The sequence below is a fragment of the Parachlamydiales bacterium genome, assembly GCA_041671045.1.
In the GTDB taxonomy this organism is placed as follows: Bacteria; Chlamydiota; Chlamydiia; order Chlamydiales; family JABDDJ01; genus JABDDJ01.
The window spans coordinates 330026-350994 of the sequence record JBAZCF010000001.1 but is presented as its reverse complement, the minus strand read 5'-3'; the positions used below and the strand labels follow the sequence as shown (position 1 = coordinate 350994).

Below are 20969 nucleotides of genomic sequence, written 5' to 3'. Positions count from 1 at the left end.
TCTTCAAACAGCGTTATCTGTTTGATTGCTGGAAGCGCATTTTCTTGCCAATAACAATGACCACTTGGGCGCAAAGATACAGCCAGAAGGCAAAATATTGACTAGGAAAAATAGAGTTCCAAACGAAAGTCCCCATAAGTTATGCAATTCAAAAACAAACAGAGTACTTGCTGAAACTAAAAAAGACCAACTGCGTACAATCGTATCACCAGCAATGATGACAGGACCGAGCGCTGAAGGCGGCGTGAAAGCTTGACCGAGTGTCATTCCCGACAATCGAAAACAATAAGTCCCAACACCCAACATGCAGGCGCTTATCAGAACATGAAAATGTATCTTTCCATTTTTATCTTTACGTTCTTTAATTGATCCCATTCGCATTTCTCCTAAATAGGCGAAGACGAGAGCGCTGCGGATTCATAATCCCTTGCTTTTCCAACAATTTACACTCGAGAAAATCAAATTTTTACATAGCAAAGATACGTTTTTTTTCCACTTTTACCCAGTAAAATACAAACTTGATAAGAGCGCTAAATTGTCGAAACTCGCCTTATTGATTATCCTTTATTGTTATGTGTTGTGGACAAGTGGGGAAAAACTGGGGAAAATCCAATTAAAATAAAAAAAAAGAGACTTAAACTATTGCTAGCTTAAGTCTCTTTAAAAGTGAGTAACTAAGCCTTGTTCAAGGACTTACTCACTTGCGGTTTGGCATGCTCGGAAAAGGACTCGAATATACAACAAAAGTCCAACGAATACCTGAGACATACTATAGTCAAGTAAACATACGTAGAGGCTTTACCCCATTGTTTAATCCTCTTCATTCAATGCGGCGACTACTACAGCTAATTGCTCGTCATTTGCTCCATGTCGTACGCGATTAAATTCCAAATGAGCTTCAATGACATCCGATAAGAAACTATTAAAATCAATAAAATCAGAATTATGTTTATGATCAACATTATATTTTATTTCATGATACATTAAGAAAGTTGCAGCTCGACCAGTACCGTTATTACTAGTTATAGCTAGGTGGCCCTTTTTATCTCCATCATAGAATCCGCCTTCTCCATATAAGTTGACAGCCCAACTGAATTTTCTTAATGCTTCGACGTCTACAGTAGCAGTTTCCTCATCCCAGTTATTAAGTTTGAAGGCAGTATAATAGAACTCTTTACCATCCTTTATTACTTGAATATTTGATTGCGTAATAGTATGAATATCACTGTCAATGGAAAAGTTTATTTTATTTAACAATGTAATCTCCACATTGTCATGACGCACAGTTTCGCCCACTTCGTCGGGAAATAAAATAAAATTATTCATTCCTTTTTCATAATCTTCATGAAGAGTTACAATCGTACGTACATTGTTTTTTTCCAAATTTGTGAAATAAGCCTTTACTTCAGAGCTTTTTTTAGGAGCAGCTGACACTACACTATTATTTTTTCCTATGGTAACTGTATGCGCATCAATTCCATCAGCATGGGGAGTTTCTACGTATCCATTTAAAGCCGTTTGTGAAGCCTGAGTATATGAATAATTTTTTAAATTTTCTCTTGTTGTATCATTATCAAATATATTTGTTTGCAAACCGGCAATAAATTTTCTTAATAAACGAAAAGCTTTTTGAGTATTATTATAAATGACCATAAAAAAATCTTGCTGGCCAGATTCATTCTTAATCTGTTTTAATATGTCTTTTATTTGTCTTTCGTCTTGCCTAAGTAAAGCAACTTCTAATTTAGTGTATGCTTCTTTTAATGATGGAGATTTTTGACAAACATCTTTAATGTTATCTAGCTGAGCCAATGTTTTAGCTATTTCAGGACTATGGTGTAGCTTAAAATTGCCAGAATTAAGCAATTCCCTTACATTAATTTTCCCGCATATAAACCCTAAAATTTTTTCATGCGCTTTTAAACCCGAGTCTCTATCATCTGTAAAAATGCAGTTTATGTGGTCATTGCTATCTATAGGTGTAGCAAGTTCTGAATACAACTCTTCACAAAGTTTTAATGTAGTTTCTACTGTAGAGTCTTTAGTGAAAGTCTGTGGATCCCTTGCTAGGTCAAGTTGGGCCTTGAGTTGTATCCATATATTTTGAGCTTTAGGGCTAAATTCCTTTATATAAGTGTCAATCCTCTCCCCATTTTGAGCAACAATTGCTAATAATTCATCCCCATTTTGAATTTCTTTTTGCGCCTTACGGCTATGAGTAGCTTGTAAATAACTATCAAAGTTACTTTTAAACAATTTTTGGCTTTCTTTAACCATGCGTGCATGTTCTCGGAGTTCATTAGTGCCAAATATTTTTCTCCACCACGTGTCAGCTTTAGGGGAAGCTCCTATTTTTTTTGAAGTCAGAATAGAATAAGCCCTAACCAGTATTTCCATGGCTTTTTGATCATCTGAATTATTTTTGAGATGAATCTTAGAATCTACAAAAGCCTCTTTTGCGGCTCTATAGAGTTTGGATTTAGTATCTTGATCAAGATCGCTCTTTAAAGCATTTTCCAGAGTAATACTTTTACCATCACGATGTATATTACCCACAAAAAGCAATATTTCTGCACTTGTTTGACTGAGATGAATGGTAGATGAAGAAGGTAGTGCCATAAATTACACCTTGTTGTGCATTTAATTTAATTTTATCTAACAATCCCTGTTACAAACATCTATTATTTATAGTAACAGTAATGCATATTTATATTAACAGTAATACAAAAAATATTTTAATAAAATAACAATAAATTCAATTAATCAATCTAATCTACTGCAACTTATATGCCATTAAAATTAAATTCACAAAAAACATGATGGATAAAATTTTATAATAAGATTGTTATAACTATTCTTATATCTAAGAGTTCTATTAACATCTCCTAATGATCTGTATCGGCAGCTTCTGAACGACTGAAAAATTTAGTTTATCAGCCAATAACCTTCATTTCATCTTACTTGCCTCCTTAAAACCTTTAAGTAAATCGATTCTACCCACCTTTCATTTGGTTTTTACAAAGGACTGGATTCGAAAAGGTAAATATAGCCATAGGAAAACATGAAAATGTTCCCATTCTCTATTTCCGTGGGTAATTAATTAAGTACTTGATAAATTAATTATTTTTGCTTTTTATTTAAAATCGTGATAATTATTTTTTATTTTAAATCTAGAATATTATTAATACATTAATTAGTTGCATGCATTCTCCATCTTTGCAGTCACAAAGATCATTAACAATAAAGAGTTAGAAAAGGAAGCCGAAGCAGTGCTTCCCACACCTTCATGGGAAGTCAAACAAGACAGCTCATTAAGAGATCTAAAAGTCATTCCTATTACTATGTGCACTTTATGGTATTTAAGTACTAGTTATGCCTCACCCTATATTACAACAGCTTTAGGTGTATGTGGTGTAGCCATCACATTTTTTTGCATATGTAACTATCTCTATCATAAATTTATTCCGGGTAAGCGGATAGAAATGCTTAATGAACTTGAGAGACTAACTACTGTACACACAACTATTGAACATTCCACCATCCTAAAATTTGAACGCTATCGCGCTATTGTGAACGATTTATTAATGATGCAACCCTACTAAAAACCTTTGATATTGATTTACATGAGAGAATTAGAGATTTGTATAAAGGAATATTACTTCATCCATCATGGAGAAACTCCACAAGTCATGCTCTTAACGGAGTTCAGTTCGCCCCAGAATTTTTTAAGATTATTCGTGAACAAAAAGATAGATTAAAGACTAATTAGAATATCTTCTTTGTTAGCTTGACGTTCTGAAAAAACGGGAAAAAAAGGAAATCTCATTGAAACAAAAAAGCCACTTACACGACTTACGCATAAGTGGCTTATCTATAAGATGCTCGGAAAAGGACTCGAACCTTCACGGGCAAAAGCCCAAGGGATTTTAAGTCCCTAGTGTCTACCATTCCACCATCCGAGCGTAGATGGACAACAGATTAGCGAGGTTATGAATTCAGGTCAACTGGAAATTCAAAACATGTAGATAAAGCGTTCTAAAGCATGTTAAATGCCATATTATGAGATGACAATACAGAAATTAAAGGCAGAATTTCGTATGAAATTTTTTGTTAGTTTTTCACATTCTTTACGGGAATATATTCTTAGGCATCTTATGCAGAAAATGATCGCTGTAGATCTTACTGAAATTAGAAGTTGAAAATTGATCTGCAGGCATACTAACCCTGTAATTAAAATTAGAAAAAAATTATTCTGCTATAGAATACAAAATAAAAAATTTAATCCTACAAAATGCCACACTTCTATTACTTACTCAGCTTTGGATTAGCAACCATTTACCACATAGATTTTTGTAATCAAAGCGAAGTTGTCTGAAAGAGTGACAGATAAAGTCCTCTCCTGTAGCGTAAATGGCATGATATACGGAAGGTAATGAGATGCTACGAAGATTTTGTTTAGTACTATTAGTATTTTTGTCATTTGCGATGGACCTTAAAGGGGAATATATCCTACGCGAAAACATGCAGAAAGTACTGCCGGGCGATTTTATCGTGGCCTTTCAAAACAAAGCCTACACTCTATTTATGATCTATGCCAAAGAGAACGAGACATTGACAATAGAAGAAGCATCCGTTCCACAGAGCATGATGGGTGGCAATGTACCTTCATGGAGAGAATGGTTTGCAAGTGGAGCTCCAGGAAGCACCTGTTGGATTCGGTACAAATTAAACTTGCAAACCAGCCAAATCCAAGATGCCTATTCCTTTACACAGCACAGTTGGGTTACATTAAGCGGTGCTAACAACATCCTCGCAAAGCTCATCAACCTCAATTTTGCCTGGATTCCAACTGAAGAGCGTAAAAAAGCAGGGTCACAGCCGGCAATGGGCTTGTTAGATAGAAGACCCATCTGGCAGCCTAGATTGATTGTGAATGGAAGCCAAATTCCAGGTATTCCTTTTGATGGGTGGAAAGCACGCTGGCCTAAAGATGGCTCTGATCTTTCGTCAAAGTTAATTGAGATCTATCTGCCTTCTGCAACAAGCGGATACCCTGGATACTTTCCGTATTGGCTAGAAGTTCAAGGTATGGTTGGAAGTGCTAAGGTTAGAATTATCGATTCTGGAAGCGGATTGAGAAGTCCTAGACCCCCCCTGTAGTTATAAACAATTTTTCCTTTATGTATGGCATTTGCCCCCTTCTAAGCGGTATTACTTAAGATATTTAAAATAAACAACTTATGCTACTAAGCTTACTAGTGCCATATATTTATATCCTTAAGCTCTAAGGTTTTTCGACAAAATATCAACAGATGTTCCACCCTCTTTCCCCCTTTCATCACATTTAGGCGAACAAAATACGTACATCTTTTTTATTTGCCTTTTCTTTCCTAGAGGTTTATCTTAACTAATCCAATGTAAGGAAAATATTTATGCCGGAATGAAACATTTTCGTGTAAATAAGGCTCGTCAACTTCTGCAATCACTAGTGGACTGGTATCAAAAAAATAAAAAAACTCTTCCGGAATCGCGCCGAGAAACTCTCGCTCAGGACCTCAAATCCCTTGATACAGCAATCTTAGAAAAAGATCGTCCGAAAATAGACGAAGTAGCCAGCCGTTTGGACGAGTTCCAGAATGTACATGTAAAAAAACCTGCTTGGAAATATATCTTAGAATTGGTAGGTGCATTGATATTTGCACTATTCATAGCCACTATAGTCCGACAGGTATGGTTCGAATTTCATGAGATCCCTACTGGATCCATGCGGCCTACATACAAAGAACAAGACAAACTCATCGTTTCTAAAACAGCCTACGGAATTAACGTTCCCTTTTCCACCGCACATTTCCAATTTGATCCCTCATTGATCACTCGTACGGGAGTTTTCACATTCTCCGCCGATAATATCCCTATGTATGATTCTGATGGCTCTTATTTTGGCATATTTCCCTACAAAAAACGTCTAATTAAACGTGTGATGGGACTGCCTGGAGACACATTGTATTTCTATGGCGGTAAGGTTTATGGCATCGATCGAAATGGAATCAAAATAAATGAATACCATGATGCCCCCTGGATGCAAGGCTTAGAGTACATTCCTTTTATCACTTTCCTTGGTGAATTAGCCCCTTCAGGACAAAATACTGTGGTAGTTAAACAAATGAACACAGTACTCGGAAAAATCAGCTTTACACTAGGTAAGCCTGCACAAGGTCAAGTTTATGTAGATGGAAAATTCCTTCCTGACGATCCGGCTGCAGCTGAAAAACCTCACGACAAGATCACCACCTACAGCGATTTCTGGGGTATTGGCAACTACGCCATGGTGCAACTTTTGACCAAAGATCAAGTCGCTTCCAATGGAGATGTCGATGTAAACAGCTTGAAGGATGCAGAAGCCTACCTGGAAGTCAGACATAACCCCAGCTTATCTTACCCTTCTCCTTACGTGGCATCCACACCTTTCGGCATGGGAGTTGTCATCCCTGGGTACCGCTCCTACATTCCTTTGAAAAGCCGCCATCTTAATGCTCTTATGGATACACTTTATACCGCCAGGTTTGTAGTAGAGGGTGGCAAAGTGCGCAGGTACGATGCAGAAGGTAGATCAAGCCATGCTGCAGAAGTTACGCTTGAAGGCATTGAAGACGGCACTTATGAATTCTACCACGGTAAAGCCTATCAAATCGCCTGGGGTGGCGTCACAACTGAACTTCCTCCTGAACATCCATTATACGATCGTTCCCTAAAGAACATCCAAAATTTATTCAATTACGGCATCGATTTCTCCTCTTTACAAACTCCTAGAGGAAAAAATCAGTATAGCTTCCCCCACCGTTATGCCTATTTTAGAGATGGGGATTTCTATATTATGGGCGGTGTCATCATGCAGAAGAATGATACTGTTCTGAAGAAATTTATCGCGGATGAAAAAGTCCGAGAAGAAGCTTCCAAACCTAACGCACCTTATATCGCCTTCCTAGACCGCGGCCCGCCTGCAAATGACGAGATCATCAAAAAATTCGGCCTACATATCCCAGAAAAACATTACCTAGCTCTAGGTGACAACCATGCAATGAGTGGAGATAGCCGTGTTTGGGGTTATGTCCCGGAAGATAATATTCAAGGAGCGCCTAGCTATTTAATGTGGCCGGCCGGCTCTCGCTATGGATGGGCAAAAAACGAACCTGATCGTCCTTGGATCACTATTCCAAATCTTATTGTTTGGTCACTAGCTGCATTGGCCATAGGTACACTTTCAATTTGGACATATAAGAAACGCAGAGGATCTCAACTGCCCAGCGATTTCGACATCTAATTGATTTTTCCCCATTGAAACGTTTCCCTAGTATAAGGTTCAGCGACTTGTCGCAAAACCTTATACTAGGGAAAGTTAGCATGACAAAGGTTTTATTTATGTTTCACAACAGAAATAACCGTCTTCTCATCGTTAATCTCCCAACTTGTCCCCTCGGACGCTGAACCAAATTTCACTTCGGTAGCTAGAACTTCGTTGGTGATATATTCTTTGTATTTTTCAAAGCTTACCTGAATTTTAGGCGTTGTATCCATAACCACTTGAATGCGGTCTGTGACATCAAAACCTGCTTCACGGCGCATTGTATTGATTTTGTTTACGATTTCACGCGCAATCCCTTCTTGGATCAGCTCTTCTGTCAAGTGGGTATCCAATGCAACCGTAACAATACCATTTGTACTCGCGATCAGGCCTTCATGAACTTTGCGGGTAATCTCTGCATCTTCAGGTGTAACTTCGATCGTTTCACCTTCAATATGCAGTTGAATGCTCTTCCCTTCTAAAATTGTTTCTAGTGCGTGCTGATCCAATTTCTCAATCGCTTGCTGCACCTGACGCATCAACTTACCCACTTTTTTCCCTAGTACGCGGAAGTTAGGTTTGATGGAAAGTTCAACGAGTTTGCTGTCATCACCAATCAAATGTACCGCTTTCACGTTCAATTCATCAGCGATCAAACTTGTGTGATGCTCTAAGGCTGCCAACAAGTCTGCGTGGTGCGTTGCAATGTGAACTCCAGGCAACGGCTGTCGGACTTTAAGTTTATGCTCCTTACGCAAGGAATGTCCTAGATTGACCGCACTTTGCACTGCATCCATCGTTTTCACTAGCTCTTCATCATCAAATGTAGCATCCGGTGTGGGGTAGTCGCACAAATGCACAGATTCGGACATCGCATCAGTACGCAAGCTATTGAAGATTGCCTCTGCTATGAAAGGTGTAAATGGTGCTGCAACTTTAGAAAGCTGGACTAATACGTAGTAAAGTGTAGCAAAAGCTTCTGCCCTGTCGGGGGTATCCTCAGCTTCCCAAAAACGGCGTCTACTGCGACGGATATACCAGTTGGTCAATGAGTCAATAAAACCTACTAAGGGCTCGACTGCATCGCTCAGGACATAGTTATCCATGCCTTCACGCACTTGGCGAATCAGCAGGTTTAGTTTTGCTAGTATCCATCTGTCTATAACAGCAGCGGGTTTCGGAGGTGACCTATCCCCAGTCGAAGGCACCCACTTATTGATACGGGCATATGTAGAGAGGAAGCTATAAGCATTCCACCAAGGAATAAGCATTTGACGAAGCGTCAGTTCAACACCCGATTCCACAAAGCAAAGATTCTCTGCACGTACTGCCGGGCTGTGCATCATATATAGCCTGACCGAATCAGCGCCGTACTTTGAGATGACTTCTAATGGATCAGGATAGTTACGCAATCTTTTTGACATTTTGGCGCCATCTTCAGCCAAGATGATCCCGTTGACGATAATGTTTTTAAAAGCAGGTTTATTGTACAAAGCTGCTGCAAGTATCGTCAGAGTATAGAACCATCCCCGCGTTTGATCTAAGCCTTCCGCAATAAAGTCAGCCGGGAAATTCTGATCAAAAGATTCCTTATTCTCAAAAGGATAATGGCCTTGTCCATAGGGCATCGAACCTGATTCGAACCAGCAATCAAAAACTTCAGGGATGCGTCTATAGGTTTTTCCATCTTTCTGGATCGTCAGGTCATCGATGAAGTGGCGGTGCAGGTCATCTGCCTTATGTCCCGTCAATTTTTCCAGTTCTTCCAAACTGCCTATAGCAATAATATCACCCTCTTCACTTCTCCATAAAGGGATAGGAGTTCCCCAGTAACGGTTGCGGCTGATATTCCAATCTCTTGCACTTTCAAGCCACTTGCCGAAACGCCCTTCTTTTAGATGAGAGGGAACCCAATAGATTTGTTCATTCGCAGCAAGTAATTTGTCTTTGATTTTTTCTACTGCCACAAACCATGTCGCCATCGCCTTATAGATAAGTGGGGTATCGGACCTCCAGCAAAATGGATAACGGTGGTGTATGGTAGCTTGACGGAACAAGGAGCCTTGTTGTTTTAGGCGTTTGATCACATCCTTGTCTGCATCCTTCACAAAAAGTCCTTGGTGCTCTGGAATCTCATTTGTAAACTGACCGTTGGCATCTACAGGACAGACTAACTCGATCTTTTCCCTTTGGCATGCATAAAAGTCAACTTCGCCAAAGGCAGGTGCACATTGGACTAATCCTGTACCATCGTCCAATGTGACAGTAGGTTCAAGGATGACACGGAAAGCCCCCAATTTAGCTCTGTCTGCAAAATAGGAAAATGCAGGTTTATAGCGTTTACCGGCTAATTCGGAACCTTTATATTGGCCGACAATCTTATAATCTTCATGGCCGTGGAATGTATCTGCAACTCTCGATACAGCTACGATATAATGGTGGTCTGCTTTCGGGTCGTATACTTTGACGTAATCGATATCAGGACCCACCATAACGGCTAAATTGGAGATCATTGTCCAGGGAGTCGTCGTCCATACCAACAAAGATGTTTGTGGGTCTTCTTCTAAAACCAGCGCCACAGTGATCGCAGGATCATCGACATCCTTATAGTTCTCGCCTGCCTCGAAATTAGAAAGTGGTGTGCCGAGTTTTGCGGAATAAGGCATGACACGGTAGCCTTCATACACTAAACCTTGGTCATACAACTGCTTGAATACCCACCATACAGATTCCATAAAGGGCAGGTCCATCGTATGCCATGTTTGGGTAAAGTCAACCCAACGCCCTGTTCTTTCGACAGTGTATTTCCATTCCTGGGTATAGCGTTTAACTATGCTTCTGCATGCTTCATTAAAATTTGCGATACCAAACGCTTCGATAGAGGCTGCGCCTGATAAATTATGGGATTTCTCGACTTCGTTTTCAATGGGCAAACCATGACAGTCCCAACCAAAACGCCTTGGGACGTAATACCCTTCCATCGTTTTAAAACGGAGCACGACATCTTTAATCGTACCGGCTAATAAATGGCCATAATGGGGCAGGCCTGTCGCAAACGGGGGCCCGTCATAGGTGGAAAATAAGGGTTTTCGCTCTCTATCAGCAACGCTCCGTTCGAATATCTTATTCTCACGCCAGAACTGCAACATTCGCCTTTCGCGGGCATCAAACGTTTCATTAGGGATGATTTCAAACATTATTTCACTTTTGGTTTCGTATTTTGCGGTTATTTTACATATATTTTCTTATTGTGAATAGCGCTAAAATAACTCAGTTGTTATAATTAAAGTGTATCTAAGGGGGGTGTACTGGTTTCGACTAGGGAACAAAGCCTTAGACGCATGCGGAGGACGTCGGTTGGCCTCCTTAATCATCCGATACAAAATTAAGTGCCGAAAAAACCGTCACTGCTGACTTCTCACCAGTAATGGCTGAAGCAGCTGTTGCAGCTTAATCCTAACAGAGAAAGTTGCCCAGTAACCTGACGTTGGACCGAGGAGGTCAGGAGCTACTGTAACAATCTTGGTAAGGAGCAAAACCTCTGACAACTAGGGTCTGCTCCAAGATTATAGATGTCATTCTGCCACAGAGGCGCACTCTGCAGCGTGGCAGAAAATTTTCAGAGTGCTAAGCATGTAGTGTCTATTGTAGAGTTTGCTTAGGACGAGAGTTCGATTCTCTCCACCTCCAAAAGTAAAACTCTGAACTTTGAGTGATGAACTCTAAGTTCAGAGTTTTTTTATGCCTGTTATATCCGAATGTCAAGCATGCCCCATGACAGCCTTTTTATAGATAAGGACCCGAATGTCAGATAATCAGATCGAAAAGACACGCGAATATGCTGCAAAATATAACAAAAAAATGCGTCTCGCATTAGAGGCAAAATATACTAGACTTCAGTTCCCTCCGCAAGGAATCGAACTAATTCTAGCACAAACAGATCACTCTTTAGAATTTATCGATCTATATTTGAAATCTGAATATCCGAAGGATAGACTCTCTAAACTCACTGACGGGTTTCTCGACATTCAATTCCAGATCACCATGCTGAAGGAGTGCCACGTTGGATTGTACAATTCCCTCGTCCACCTTCCTCAAGGAGAAAGTCAAATAGCTAAGACTTGTCCCTACCTATTTCTTCGACAACTCAGTCTAGACCAAGGGTCTATATTTCAGAGTAGGGCATTGTGGGAAAAACTAATGAATTTTATCTATTTTCTAGAAGAAGGTCTAGAACTAGAAACTAAAAAGTCCAAAAAAACTAAATTTTTTGATTGGGTCTCTGAAAACCCAAAATGGAATTTTCTCAATCGCTATGAACATTGGATACAAAAGCTTGATAACATTTATCGAACTCCCGAGGCACATAAAAACTCTAGGCTACGAAAACACTTCATTGAAGGCTCCTCTCCATTCCCTGAAGATATGCTTCATACGTTGAATATTATCATGAATACCTTCTGGCCTAATCTTAAAAATATGTTACAAAGAGTCGTATCTCCTATCGTTTATGTCGAGAATCAGAGGTGACACTCGGACATTTCGAAATCAGTTCGCTGAGCATTGAAATGAAGTTCAGCGATGAACATTCAATCAATCTCCCTTCAAATAACTAGCAAACGCGCGATCGAAATCAGACAAATATTCACGATTCTGAAACACTCTGTATTTTTCATATTCCTCACTCAGAAGGGTCAGGCTTGGCCTGACCCTCGGCAGAATTTCAGGCATGACCCCCGCGCTATCGCCACCTATTCTACTTTTACGACTCAATCTTATAGCTCATCAACTAAAACGAGTTGAATGAGTCGTATTTTACATATTATTTGACTCAATCGACTCAAAATGCAATAATGAACTAAAAGTGAGTCATATATGAAATACCCGGAATCAGAATCCTCTACAATCGAATGGAAAGGCTCTTTTCCTGAAAAGGAACAAATCGTAAAAACTATTGTTGGCTTTTGCAATCGGTTTGGGGGAAAGCTCATAATTGGTGTGAGTAATAATGGGGACATTGTTGGGATTGATGAAAGCATGGCCGAGGAACAGATGGAACACCTCGACAAAATGATCTATGAATCCACTGCACCTCCCATCATTCCTCTAGTTCATACCCAAAGAATTGGGGATAAAGTAGTCCTACTTATTGAAGTCTCCTCTGGCATGAATAAACCTTATTACATCAAATCAATGGGAATGGAAAAAGGAGTTTTTGTCCGGCTGGGCAGAAGTACAATGAAAGCCAATGTGGATATGATAGAAGAATTAAAATGGAGTTCGAGGGGACTACACTTTGACTTATCTAGCCTATATCACTCCTCAGCAAATGATCTAGATATGGACGCTATCGAAAATTTTTTCTCGCTTCGTAAAGGTAAGAAAAAAAGTTTTATAGACACTATCCTTGTCTCCTTCAATATCATCAACGAAGAACATAAAAGTAAGTACCCAACTGTTACAGGAGTTCTTGTATTTGGTAAGCGACCTGAGAAGCACCTTCCTGAAGCATTTATCATATGCTCGCGATTCTCCGGTGTTTCAGGCAGAAATGCCATTGCCTCTCAGGACTGCGTAGGAACTCTTTTTGAACAATTTGAAATGGCCTTTGCTTTTATCTTAAAGCATCTTCATCACTCTTTTGTCATTAGAGAAAAAAAACGGGAAGAAAAACTTGAAATTCCAGAAGTTGCCATTCGAGAAACTCTCTTAAACGCAATTGTTCATCGAAATTATCATATTCGAGCCCCCATTAAAATTGCTATTTATGATAATCGTATAGAAATCTTCAGTCCTGGTGATTTTCCGGGTCCTATTAACACATCCAATCTACTCTCGGGACTAACTTATATTCGCAATCCGGGTATTAGCAAAATTTTTAGACAGGCAAAATATATTGAAAAATTAGGCTCCGGGTTTCATAACCTCTTCGACTCCTATGAAAATTGGGGACTCGTACCGCCCGAAGTTATCGAAGGTGAAAACTACATAAAATGCATTTTACCAAGAGAAAAACAGAAGGCCTTACACGGAAAAGATAGTATCAATGAAGAGGAAAAGATTCTTAACCTATTTAATCAAACTGAAGAAATCACCATCTCAGATGTGATTTCTTCACTAGGAATAGCAAGAGCGACTGCGGGAAGACGTCTTAACGGCTTAGTAAAGGCTTTCAAGCTAAAACAAATAGGATCTGGAAAATCGACGAGCTACAGAAAAGTAAATAAATAACTTGGATTAAAAGTTCTGAATGCATCTCTCCACCTCCAATCAAACAAAAGGCTTCAGTCCTGAAACTGAAGCCTTTTGTTTTTAGTGACATACAACAAAAACTTCACACCGAAAAATTCAGCTGCGTAAAATTCAATTACGCAGTATTTACGCACTAGACTGGATGAAACTAGATCAAAACGGATCCTTTTTCACTTTTTTTCTCTGAAGAAAAGTATTTCATTGAAAACTCAGTGTACCAATTTTCGAGTTCTTGTTTGATTTTCTCCATGATTGCATGGGTAAGAATAATTTGTTGACCGGGAGCAAAATCCGTTATCAACTTCGCCTTTTTAAGTTTATCGGTCCCCTTTGAATCACGGTGAGTAATAGATTGTCGAATCCACCCTAGCTCCCCCCAAATTTCGCTTTGAATCTCCTCCTCCACTAACTTCTGCAGTCTTGGTCTGTAAGTCGACTCCCAACTGTCATAAACAATTTTAACTGTATTCTTCGCTTGGAGATTCTCAAAAGAGCCAGGTTCCAAAATCTCTCTAATATTTTTTGTGGTTGTTTGAACACGGAACTCCTCAACAAAAAAGACATGATCCTGTTCGCCAAGACGTCTTTCTATTTCAATCTCCCCACGCCCTTCTTTCTTCAGATCATTTCTATAATTTTTCTCAAAATTTGCTAGATGCGGCCTCCAAGCACGAGGAGCAGCTAGAGAAATAAAATAGACAAGAAATGTTTCATCAATCATTTGATACAGTTCATGTATAACTTCATAAGCTTCCGTACTTTTATCTTTAACCTCAGCTTCAACTTTTGTAGTCATTTTTTCCTCCTTTTTAATATTCCGTATGATACGCGCAATGGACATGATCACTTTGTCGACCATAGACAAAAAATTGCGAAAATTATTAATTTGACTTATTCAACAATAGTCATCAAAAGTGTCGCCTCCTGTCCATTCTAATCCACGTGCAAGGCAGAATTGTTTTTCTGCGCCCTCCTTGGTAAAAAAGGTACCCAGGTTAGCATGTACATATAAGCCATCTTCAAAGGTAACTCTCGCAAGTGACACTGGCTTCATACCATCCCGTTCGCACAACACACAGATCGACTGGCCATCATTAGCCACCGCAGCTTCTAGAACCTTCGATGTAGATAAGTTGTTCCGACAGAATATAGCACCTACAGCTAATTTTGCCGCATAGGCTGTGATTGGATCTTCCTCCATTTTTTGTGGACAACAAGGAAATTCAGTTGGAGTACGCCATTCACGCTGCGCTGCGCCTGGCGTTTTTGCCATTACCAAGTTTAGTGCTTTCAATGGTATGTTTAGAGATGGTTTTTTGGTCAAAGAAGGTTTAAACACCCATTCTCCAAGAGAGCCACCACCAGAGGACGACTTATCGCTTTTTGCCCATTGATGCATACGTTCTCGACAAGCTTGAGCTTCTTGAGGAGTGACTTTTCGCATCCATTCGAAGTTGGGATCAAGCCTGCGGTGGCGTAATTTGGAAGGATCTTCAAGAAAAGCCTCAATGCTACCACACACTAATTCGATACGTTTCTTGGTGATAGGATTAAGAAGTGCGTTTTCCAGCCGCGTCAGCCACCGGAGGTTTTCGGGTCGGTTATTTCGGCGGTTCGTGTCGATATGGTCAACGATGTATTCTGGAGTAAGCGGTTCGCCATGGAACGCCGTTGCGACAATCCTGTGGATACGAACCGAACCTATGTATGCATAACCATTCTGGCTATTTGGCTTACCAAAAGTCCATTGATCGTCGGCTGAGCGCGAACGTTTGCCTATACGGGAGTAGCGCAATACTGAACCGTTATCTCGAACCGAATATCGCTCCTCGTCATAAATACAATTCACCTCACGATGAAAATCATCTAAGCCAGCTTCTGTCATGGCGTGTCCTTATGATTTATTGCTCAAGTAAGTGACGCCCCACTTGATGGGCAACGTTTTTATCAATCTGTTTGCCAAGTGTGTTGGCGAGTTCCTCTGCAAACCAGTCAGGTCGACCATAATGAGGGTTTATAATTGCTAAACAAATGGTAATAGCTTGAGAGCGCGGATAGATGGTAGTTTGAGAACGTGGAATATCATGATTATTCGCCAATGATCGTCCTACAAAGCGCAGCGCTTCCATTAAGGCTGCGGCCTGATCGGCTTCGTTACAAATTGATAGCCTTAATGCAGAGATTAAATGAGCTGCTAAAGCTTGTGCATTCTCGATTGCTGCTTTACTATCGCCAATATACTTAACAGGGTCAGACGCTGTCATAAGAGAGCTCCAGCCAGCATCCACGTCATTTTTAAGCTGATCAGCAGCAAAAAAAAGATCTGTGTGAAGTTGTTGAAGCGCTTGCTCTGCACGTTCATAATCTTTATCTGTCCAGCCAGAAGGAAGCTCAATAGCTTTGTCGAGAGAATGTTGAACGTCCTGAGGTGTTATTGATTTCCATTTACATGTCGATATTTTAAGTTGCCATTCACGAAAGATATTATTGCCACAGCGTTTAAGCTGTTCCTTTTTGCGAAAGCGAATCTGCTTCGCTGCATTTGATATTTGCGTCATAACGGAATCCTTATGGTTAAGTAACTTTATAAAAAAGAAACGTAACCAAAAAGACCGAAATTGTCAAGCTTCCGATGTCGCTGGAATATCAAAAACTTTGCAGACTCGTTTTTTTGGTTGTTTACAAGGGCTTATACCTGAAAAGTTGGAACGCTCAATAACCATGTATCTATAATGAAGCAGTATAAAGTTATTTGGTTTTTTCCCTTTCCCTGTCATATTCTTGTGGCATCTGTGACGCCTGTGGCTCATAGGGTTCATAGAGAAAGAGCGTCACATTTTGTCACAAACTATATATTTTTCCGAAAATACTACTAAGGCTGAGAAGATTTTTGAATGGTGGGCGGGTTTTGAGGTGGGATTGTAAGCTTACTTTTATCATCAATTGTGTCCTTGTAAAGGGCATTAATTGCGTGCATCTCAAGATTATACCTTTCACTCTGCAAACGTGAAGGATCAAGAATTGCAAAATATATAACCAATCCGCAATAAAAGACTAATAGAACGACTATGAGTGCCGCGCTAAAGATCTGAATCCAATGACTGGGACCTGCTACAACGCCGGTTCCAAACAAGGTCAGACAAAAGCTGACGACCCAATTTACTGAAACCATTACATTGCTTTTGCAAACGTCCCCAGCAACCTTTTTTCCTGTAAGTGTTGAAAAAAAGTTAGACATTTTTTTGACCTTTAAATACTGAAATTGTCAGACACAGACAGTCTGACCCCGAAGCTGCTCCATAAAATTGTAAAAAAAATTTATCGTCTCCAATACAAAATTCTAAAGGTTTTGACAGTGAAGCCCCTAGAGAGCTGAGAAAATTGGTCAGAGTGATGATTAACACCTCTCCTTCTTGAGAGGTTGCGCAGCCTTTTTTAGAGGGATCAGAATCTGATTCAAATCTAAAATGAAATTGAGCTATTTTTTCTGAAGTAACAGGAATGTGAACTTGGAGACCGTATTTTGGATTACAGCATACCGTTTCCGAAAGCACGAGCTCTAAGCTCCCATTAAATATCTCGGGTGTAATCTTATTCATGACAAGGAATCTAACTAAGTACCTGTATAAAGTCAATGTATTTCACAAAAACTACTATATTTTTGTGAAATACATACCTTTTCTATTGCGTTTTTCACAAAAACATGCTACTTTTTGTGAAAAGAGAGTGAGATAGTTATATGCGCGAAAGCATGGAAAACAAAATAAAAAATAGAATCATCAAGCAAGGCCCTGGTTGGTGTTTTACTCCTATGCATTTTGCAGATTTAGGTAGCGATGCTTCTATTAGAAAAGCCCTCTCTCAACTTCAGAAACAAAGCTTTATTAGAAGACTTGCGCAGGGTCTATATGACTATCCAAAAAAACATGATCTATTGGGCATTATCCCTCCAGATGTCAACGAGGTAGCTAAAGCAATTGCGGAAAAAGATAGTATATTAATTCAACCTGCAGGCGCTCATGCGGCAAATTTAGTAGGCTTTTCCACGCAAGTTCCAGGCCGAGTAATATTTCTTACCGAAGGAGCATCTAAGAAGGTAAAAGTTGGCAATCAAGAAATCATTTTCAAAAAAACCACAAGAAAAAACATGCTTTCTGCTGGAACTAGAGAGGGTCTTATAATACAGGCTCTAAAAAATATTGGAAAAGATCATATCGACAAAAAAATGCACATGCAAATTGCAAAACTACTCAAAGATTCGACTGAAGAAGAAATTAGAAAAAACATGAAGTTCGCTCCAGCCTGGATTAGAGTTCTTGTTTTTGAAGTCATAGGAATTAAACCATGACTGAGATTCATCTTTTACCTCAAAACGAACGAGAACTTTTTTTTAGAGCTGCCATTGATACAAAGGACATGCCTTTTGAAGTTATTGAAAAAGACTATTGGGTTGTATGGGTTTTGAAGAGGTTGTTTTCTCTAGAGAAGATGAAGCCTTATCTCACCTTTAAAGGAGGTACATCTCTTTCAAAAGTATATGGCTTGATTGATCGTTTTTCGGAAGATATCGATCTTTCAATCGAAAGAGAATTTTTTGGCTTTGGTGAACCTCATAATCCTGAAAATGCCCCTTCAAAGAAAAAACAAAATGCTATCATCGATAACCTTTCAAAAGCTTGCTCCAATTATGTACAAACTGAAATGTTAGCCAGCCTTAAAGAAACTTTTGCTGCAGAGCTCAGAACAACCGATGGGTGGCAGATTTTTTCTGATCCAGAAGATCCTGACGCCCAATCATTACTCTTTGAATATCCAACTAACAGCTCAAAAACAGGGTATATTCGTCCACTTGTAAAAATCGAAGTTGGAGCAAGGTCCGAACATTGGCCTGTCAGTGAACACAAAATAGAGAGCTATGTTAAAGAAGCGTTAAAAGAAAAAATTTATGAACCTGATACAGTTATTCGCGTACTGAATGCTGAGCGAACTTTTTGGGAAAAAGCAACTATTCTTCATCAATACACGCACCTGCCTGAAGATAAAAAGCTTCCACCATGCATCTCCAGACATTTTTATGATTTTTTTCGATTAATAAACTCTTCAATAAAGAAAAAAGCTCTTAAAGAAGTAGCTTTACTTGAAAGAGTAGCCAATCATAAAAGCATTTATTTTGCCTCAGGCTGGGCAAGCTATGGCACTGCCAGAAAAGGAAGCTTAAAGCTCGTTCCCCCATCTCGTGTCTTAAAAGAACTTCAAAAGGACTATGGTCTAATGAGATCTATGTTTTTTAGAGAGGTTCCTGCCTGGGAATTGATCTTAAAAACCGTTAGTGAATTTGAAAACGAGTTTAACAAAGAATAGCTTGTATAGGAAAACTAATGAAATTCCAAACACCTTTGCCATTAAAACCAGGCGATAAAGTCGCTATCGTATCTCCGTCTTCTGGAATGCCTTTTCTTTTTCCATGGGTATACAAACAAGGATTAAATCGAATTAAGGAAATTTTTAAGCTCATACCTGTAGAATTTCCTACTGCCCCTGCCAAAGTCCAGAATATCTCTCTCAAAATCCTGAAGCTCGCGCAAAAGACATTAACGAAGCTTTTTCAGACCCCTCTATTAAAGGCATCATTGCGACAATAGGTGGAATCGACCAAATCAGGATACTTCCTTACTTAGACAAAGAGCTTATTTCACGTAATCCCAAAATTTTTATGGGTTACAGCGACTGCACCAATCTACATCTGTTTTTATGGAATTTAGGAATTGTTTCTTATTACGGGGGTGCCGTGATGACCCAATTTGCAATGGGCGGTGGGATGCAAGATTATACAATTGACTCGATCAAAAAATCTCTTTTTCATCCTCCAATTGGTCATGTAAGCGCAGCCTCTGAATACAGTGATGCTGATCTAGATTGGGCAGATGAAAACAATTTAAATAAAAAACGCCCCATGTATCCAGCTGAAGGGTGGTATTGACATAATACCCAAGAACAAATAATAGAAGGAAGACTATGGGGAGGCTGCCTAGAAGTCCTCGATTTGCATTTGTCAGTTAGACGGTACTTACCAGCTTTTGAGAAATTGGATGGCACTATACTTTTCCTAGAGACTTCAGAAGAGATGCCTTCTGAAGGTTTGGTGTATTGCTTTATTGCTGCCCTTGCTGAAATAGGCTTGCTGCAAAGGTTTAAAGCTATCTTAGTTGCTTATCCAAAAGCACAGTTTTGCGAAAGACAACCTCCAGAGGGTCGTGATGCCTTTATCTTAAATCAACAAAATGCAGTAAAAAATGCTTTCAAGGATTACAACATCGCTCTTCCGGTTATCTTCAATATGAACTTTGGGCATACTGATCCGCAAATAATCATTCCAAATGGTGGTAATGTAAAGATTAATTGTGCCGCAAAGACGATCAAATTTAATTAAGTTCTTGTCAATTTCTCGTGCCTAAAATCAAGCTAAAAACGTCAAAATAATCCCCAATTGCGTTAAAATTGCGTAATTCACTCAAAATAGTCTCATTTTCCATTGATTTTAGGGGGGATTAATGTTTTTAGTGGGGAGACTAGTCGTCGCGACGACGGCAAACCTTTCGGTTTGCCTAGAAGCGGGAAGCAAAAAGATGGAAATTTTGGAAAGGTTTTTGTTTGTAAAAAAGAAACGCTGAGCTGGAAACCTCCATTTAGGAGGCTCTGCCCCCTAATTTAAGTCCATCAAACCTATCCCAATCAAAAATTGCAAGAAACGTTAAAAGTAATTACAATGTAATTACATAAGGAGGGTATATGGTTCATATTATTCACATAGGGAATTCATTTGGCGTACGAATTCCTAAAACAATCATTCAAGAATTAGGGTTCAAAGAAAATATGGATCTTGTTTTCAAAGTCACTGAAGATGGATTGTTGATCTCACCCGAAAAGAAAGCTAGGGAAGGCTGGGAACAAGAATTTAAATCCTCTAAGAAAAAGATCAAAAAACCTTCTTTATTAAGCGAGTTTCCCAATGAATTCGATAAGGACGAATGGAAATGGTAAAGCAGTTCGAAGTTTATCTGATAAACCTTGATCCAACAACCGGAAGCGAGATTAAAAAAACACGTCCCTGCGTAGTTATATCCCCAAATGAAATGCAAGGATTAAATACTGTTATCATAGCGCCTATGACTTCAACATGTAAGATATACCCAACGCGTATTCCTGTATTTTTTGAGAAAAAAGAAGGATATATTGTTTTGGATCAAATTCGAACAGTTGATAAATCGCGACTTGTAAAACTGCTCGGAAAAATTGAAAAAGAAACTGCTCACAATGTTCTCGCGACATTGCAAGAGATGTTTACCTGAAGATAGAGCTTAAAAAGAAGCACTTT

General features: G+C 39.3%; 20 protein-coding genes, 1 tRNA gene and 1 other RNA gene. 13 read left to right on the top strand and 9 right to left on the bottom strand.

Going from position 1 to position 20969, the window contains the following annotated elements:
• Positions 1-3: 3 nt before the first annotated feature.
• Entirely contained in the window at positions 4-375 is a 372-nt protein-coding gene (locus tag WC222_01580; GenBank protein MFA6915062.1) for a hypothetical protein, read from the bottom strand.
• A gap of 435 nt (positions 376-810) precedes the next feature.
• On the bottom strand, positions 811-2619 hold the full coding sequence (locus tag WC222_01575; GenBank protein ID MFA6915061.1) for a protein-tyrosine phosphatase family protein: 1809 nt from the start codon (positions 2617-2619) through the stop codon (positions 811-813).
• Positions 2620-3197: 578 nt separating this feature from the next.
• On the opposite strand from WC222_01575, the gene WC222_01570 reads away from it, so the two are divergent.
• A complete protein-coding gene (locus WC222_01570; protein ID MFA6915060.1) occupies positions 3198-3602 on the top strand; it encodes a hypothetical protein in 405 nt (134 codons plus the stop codon).
• A gap of 277 nt (positions 3603-3879) precedes the next feature.
• Here WC222_01570 and WC222_01565 read toward each other — a convergent pair.
• Positions 3880-3962: transfer RNA gene (locus tag WC222_01565), tRNA-Leu, on the bottom strand.
• A gap of 475 nt (positions 3963-4437) precedes the next feature.
• Between WC222_01565 and WC222_01560 the strand changes: the two genes are divergently transcribed.
• The gene (locus WC222_01560; protein MFA6915059.1) at positions 4438-5160 is read left to right on the top strand and encodes a hypothetical protein; all 723 of its coding nucleotides are present in this window, start codon (positions 4438-4440) and stop codon (positions 5158-5160) included.
• 280 nt (positions 5161-5440) lie between these two features.
• Positions 5441-7321, top strand: coding sequence for a signal peptidase I (gene lepB, locus WC222_01555; GenBank protein MFA6915058.1), 1881 nt, complete (start codon positions 5441-5443; stop codon positions 7319-7321).
• Positions 7322-7413: 92 nt separating this feature from the next.
• On the opposite strand, the gene ileS is transcribed toward lepB, so the two are convergent.
• A complete protein-coding gene (gene ileS / locus WC222_01550; protein MFA6915057.1) occupies positions 7414-10539 on the bottom strand; it encodes an isoleucine--tRNA ligase in 3126 nt (1041 codons plus the stop codon).
• Between the two features lie 102 nt (positions 10540-10641).
• Between ileS and ssrA the strand changes: the two genes are divergently transcribed.
• The 3 genes from ssrA to WC222_01535 all read left to right on the top strand — a co-directional run bounded on the left by ssrA (position 10642) and on the right by WC222_01535 (position 13573).
• Positions 10642-11035: a transfer-messenger RNA gene (gene ssrA / locus WC222_01545) on the top strand.
• A 111-nt stretch (positions 11036-11146) separates the two neighbouring features.
• Complete coding sequence (locus tag WC222_01540) at positions 11147-11872, top strand: hypothetical protein (GenBank protein MFA6915056.1); 726 nt, start codon at positions 11147-11149, stop codon at positions 11870-11872.
• A gap of 345 nt (positions 11873-12217) precedes the next feature.
• Positions 12218-13573, top strand: coding sequence for an RNA-binding domain-containing protein (locus tag WC222_01535; GenBank protein MFA6915055.1), 1356 nt, complete (start codon positions 12218-12220; stop codon positions 13571-13573).
• Between the two features lie 169 nt (positions 13574-13742).
• On the opposite strand, the gene WC222_01530 is transcribed toward WC222_01535, so the two are convergent.
• The 5 genes from WC222_01530 to WC222_01510 all read right to left on the bottom strand — a co-directional run bounded on the left by WC222_01530 (position 13743) and on the right by WC222_01510 (position 17193).
• Complete coding sequence (locus WC222_01530; protein MFA6915054.1) at positions 13743-14390, bottom strand: hypothetical protein; 648 nt, start codon at positions 14388-14390, stop codon at positions 13743-13745.
• Positions 14391-14489: 99 nt separating this feature from the next.
• Positions 14490-15479, bottom strand: coding sequence for an HNH endonuclease signature motif containing protein (locus tag WC222_01525; GenBank protein MFA6915053.1), 990 nt, complete (start codon positions 15477-15479; stop codon positions 14490-14492).
• Positions 15480-15495: 16 nt separating this feature from the next.
• Positions 15496-16152: a hypothetical protein gene (locus tag WC222_01520; GenBank protein ID MFA6915052.1), complete on the bottom strand. Its 657-nt coding sequence runs from the start codon at positions 16150-16152 to the stop codon at positions 15496-15498.
• Between the two features lie 314 nt (positions 16153-16466).
• The gene (locus WC222_01515; GenBank protein MFA6915051.1) at positions 16467-16832 is read right to left on the bottom strand and encodes a hypothetical protein; all 366 of its coding nucleotides are present in this window, start codon (positions 16830-16832) and stop codon (positions 16467-16469) included.
• Entirely contained in the window at positions 16825-17193 is a 369-nt protein-coding gene (locus WC222_01510; protein MFA6915050.1) for a DUF6864 domain-containing function, read from the bottom strand. The genes WC222_01515 and WC222_01510 overlap by 8 nt, the downstream gene beginning before the upstream one ends.
• A gap of 152 nt (positions 17194-17345) precedes the next feature.
• Here WC222_01510 and WC222_01505 point away from each other — a divergent pair, with 152 nt between their 5' ends.
• The 7 genes from WC222_01505 to WC222_01475 all read left to right on the top strand — a co-directional run bounded on the left by WC222_01505 (position 17346) and on the right by WC222_01475 (position 20943).
• Entirely contained in the window at positions 17346-17942 is a 597-nt protein-coding gene (locus tag WC222_01505) for a DUF6088 family protein (protein ID MFA6915049.1), read from the top strand.
• Positions 17939-18955 carry a nucleotidyl transferase AbiEii/AbiGii toxin family protein gene (locus WC222_01500; GenBank protein MFA6915048.1) on the top strand — a complete coding sequence of 339 codons (1017 nt, stop codon included), beginning with the start codon at positions 17939-17941 and terminating at the stop codon, positions 18953-18955. Before WC222_01505 ends, WC222_01500 begins: the two co-directional genes overlap by 4 nt.
• 17 nt (positions 18956-18972) lie before the next feature.
• On the top strand, positions 18973-19236 hold the full coding sequence (locus WC222_01495) for a hypothetical protein (protein ID MFA6915047.1): 264 nt from the start codon (positions 18973-18975) through the stop codon (positions 19234-19236).
• Positions 19119-19574: an LD-carboxypeptidase gene (locus WC222_01490; GenBank protein MFA6915046.1), complete on the top strand. Its 456-nt coding sequence runs from the start codon at positions 19119-19121 to the stop codon at positions 19572-19574. Before WC222_01495 ends, WC222_01490 begins: the two co-directional genes overlap by 118 nt.
• An 18-nt stretch (positions 19575-19592) precedes the next feature.
• Positions 19593-20024, top strand: coding sequence for a hypothetical protein (locus WC222_01485; protein MFA6915045.1), 432 nt, complete (start codon positions 19593-19595; stop codon positions 20022-20024).
• 359 nt (positions 20025-20383) lie between these two features.
• Positions 20384-20635 carry an AbrB/MazE/SpoVT family DNA-binding domain-containing protein gene (locus WC222_01480; protein MFA6915044.1) on the top strand — a complete coding sequence of 84 codons (252 nt, stop codon included), beginning with the start codon at positions 20384-20386 and terminating at the stop codon, positions 20633-20635.
• Positions 20623-20943, top strand: a complete 321-nt coding sequence (locus WC222_01475) for a type II toxin-antitoxin system PemK/MazF family toxin (GenBank protein MFA6915043.1) — start codon at positions 20623-20625, stop codon at positions 20941-20943. Before WC222_01480 ends, WC222_01475 begins: the two co-directional genes overlap by 13 nt.
• The last annotated feature ends 26 nt before the right edge of the window (positions 20944-20969 follow it).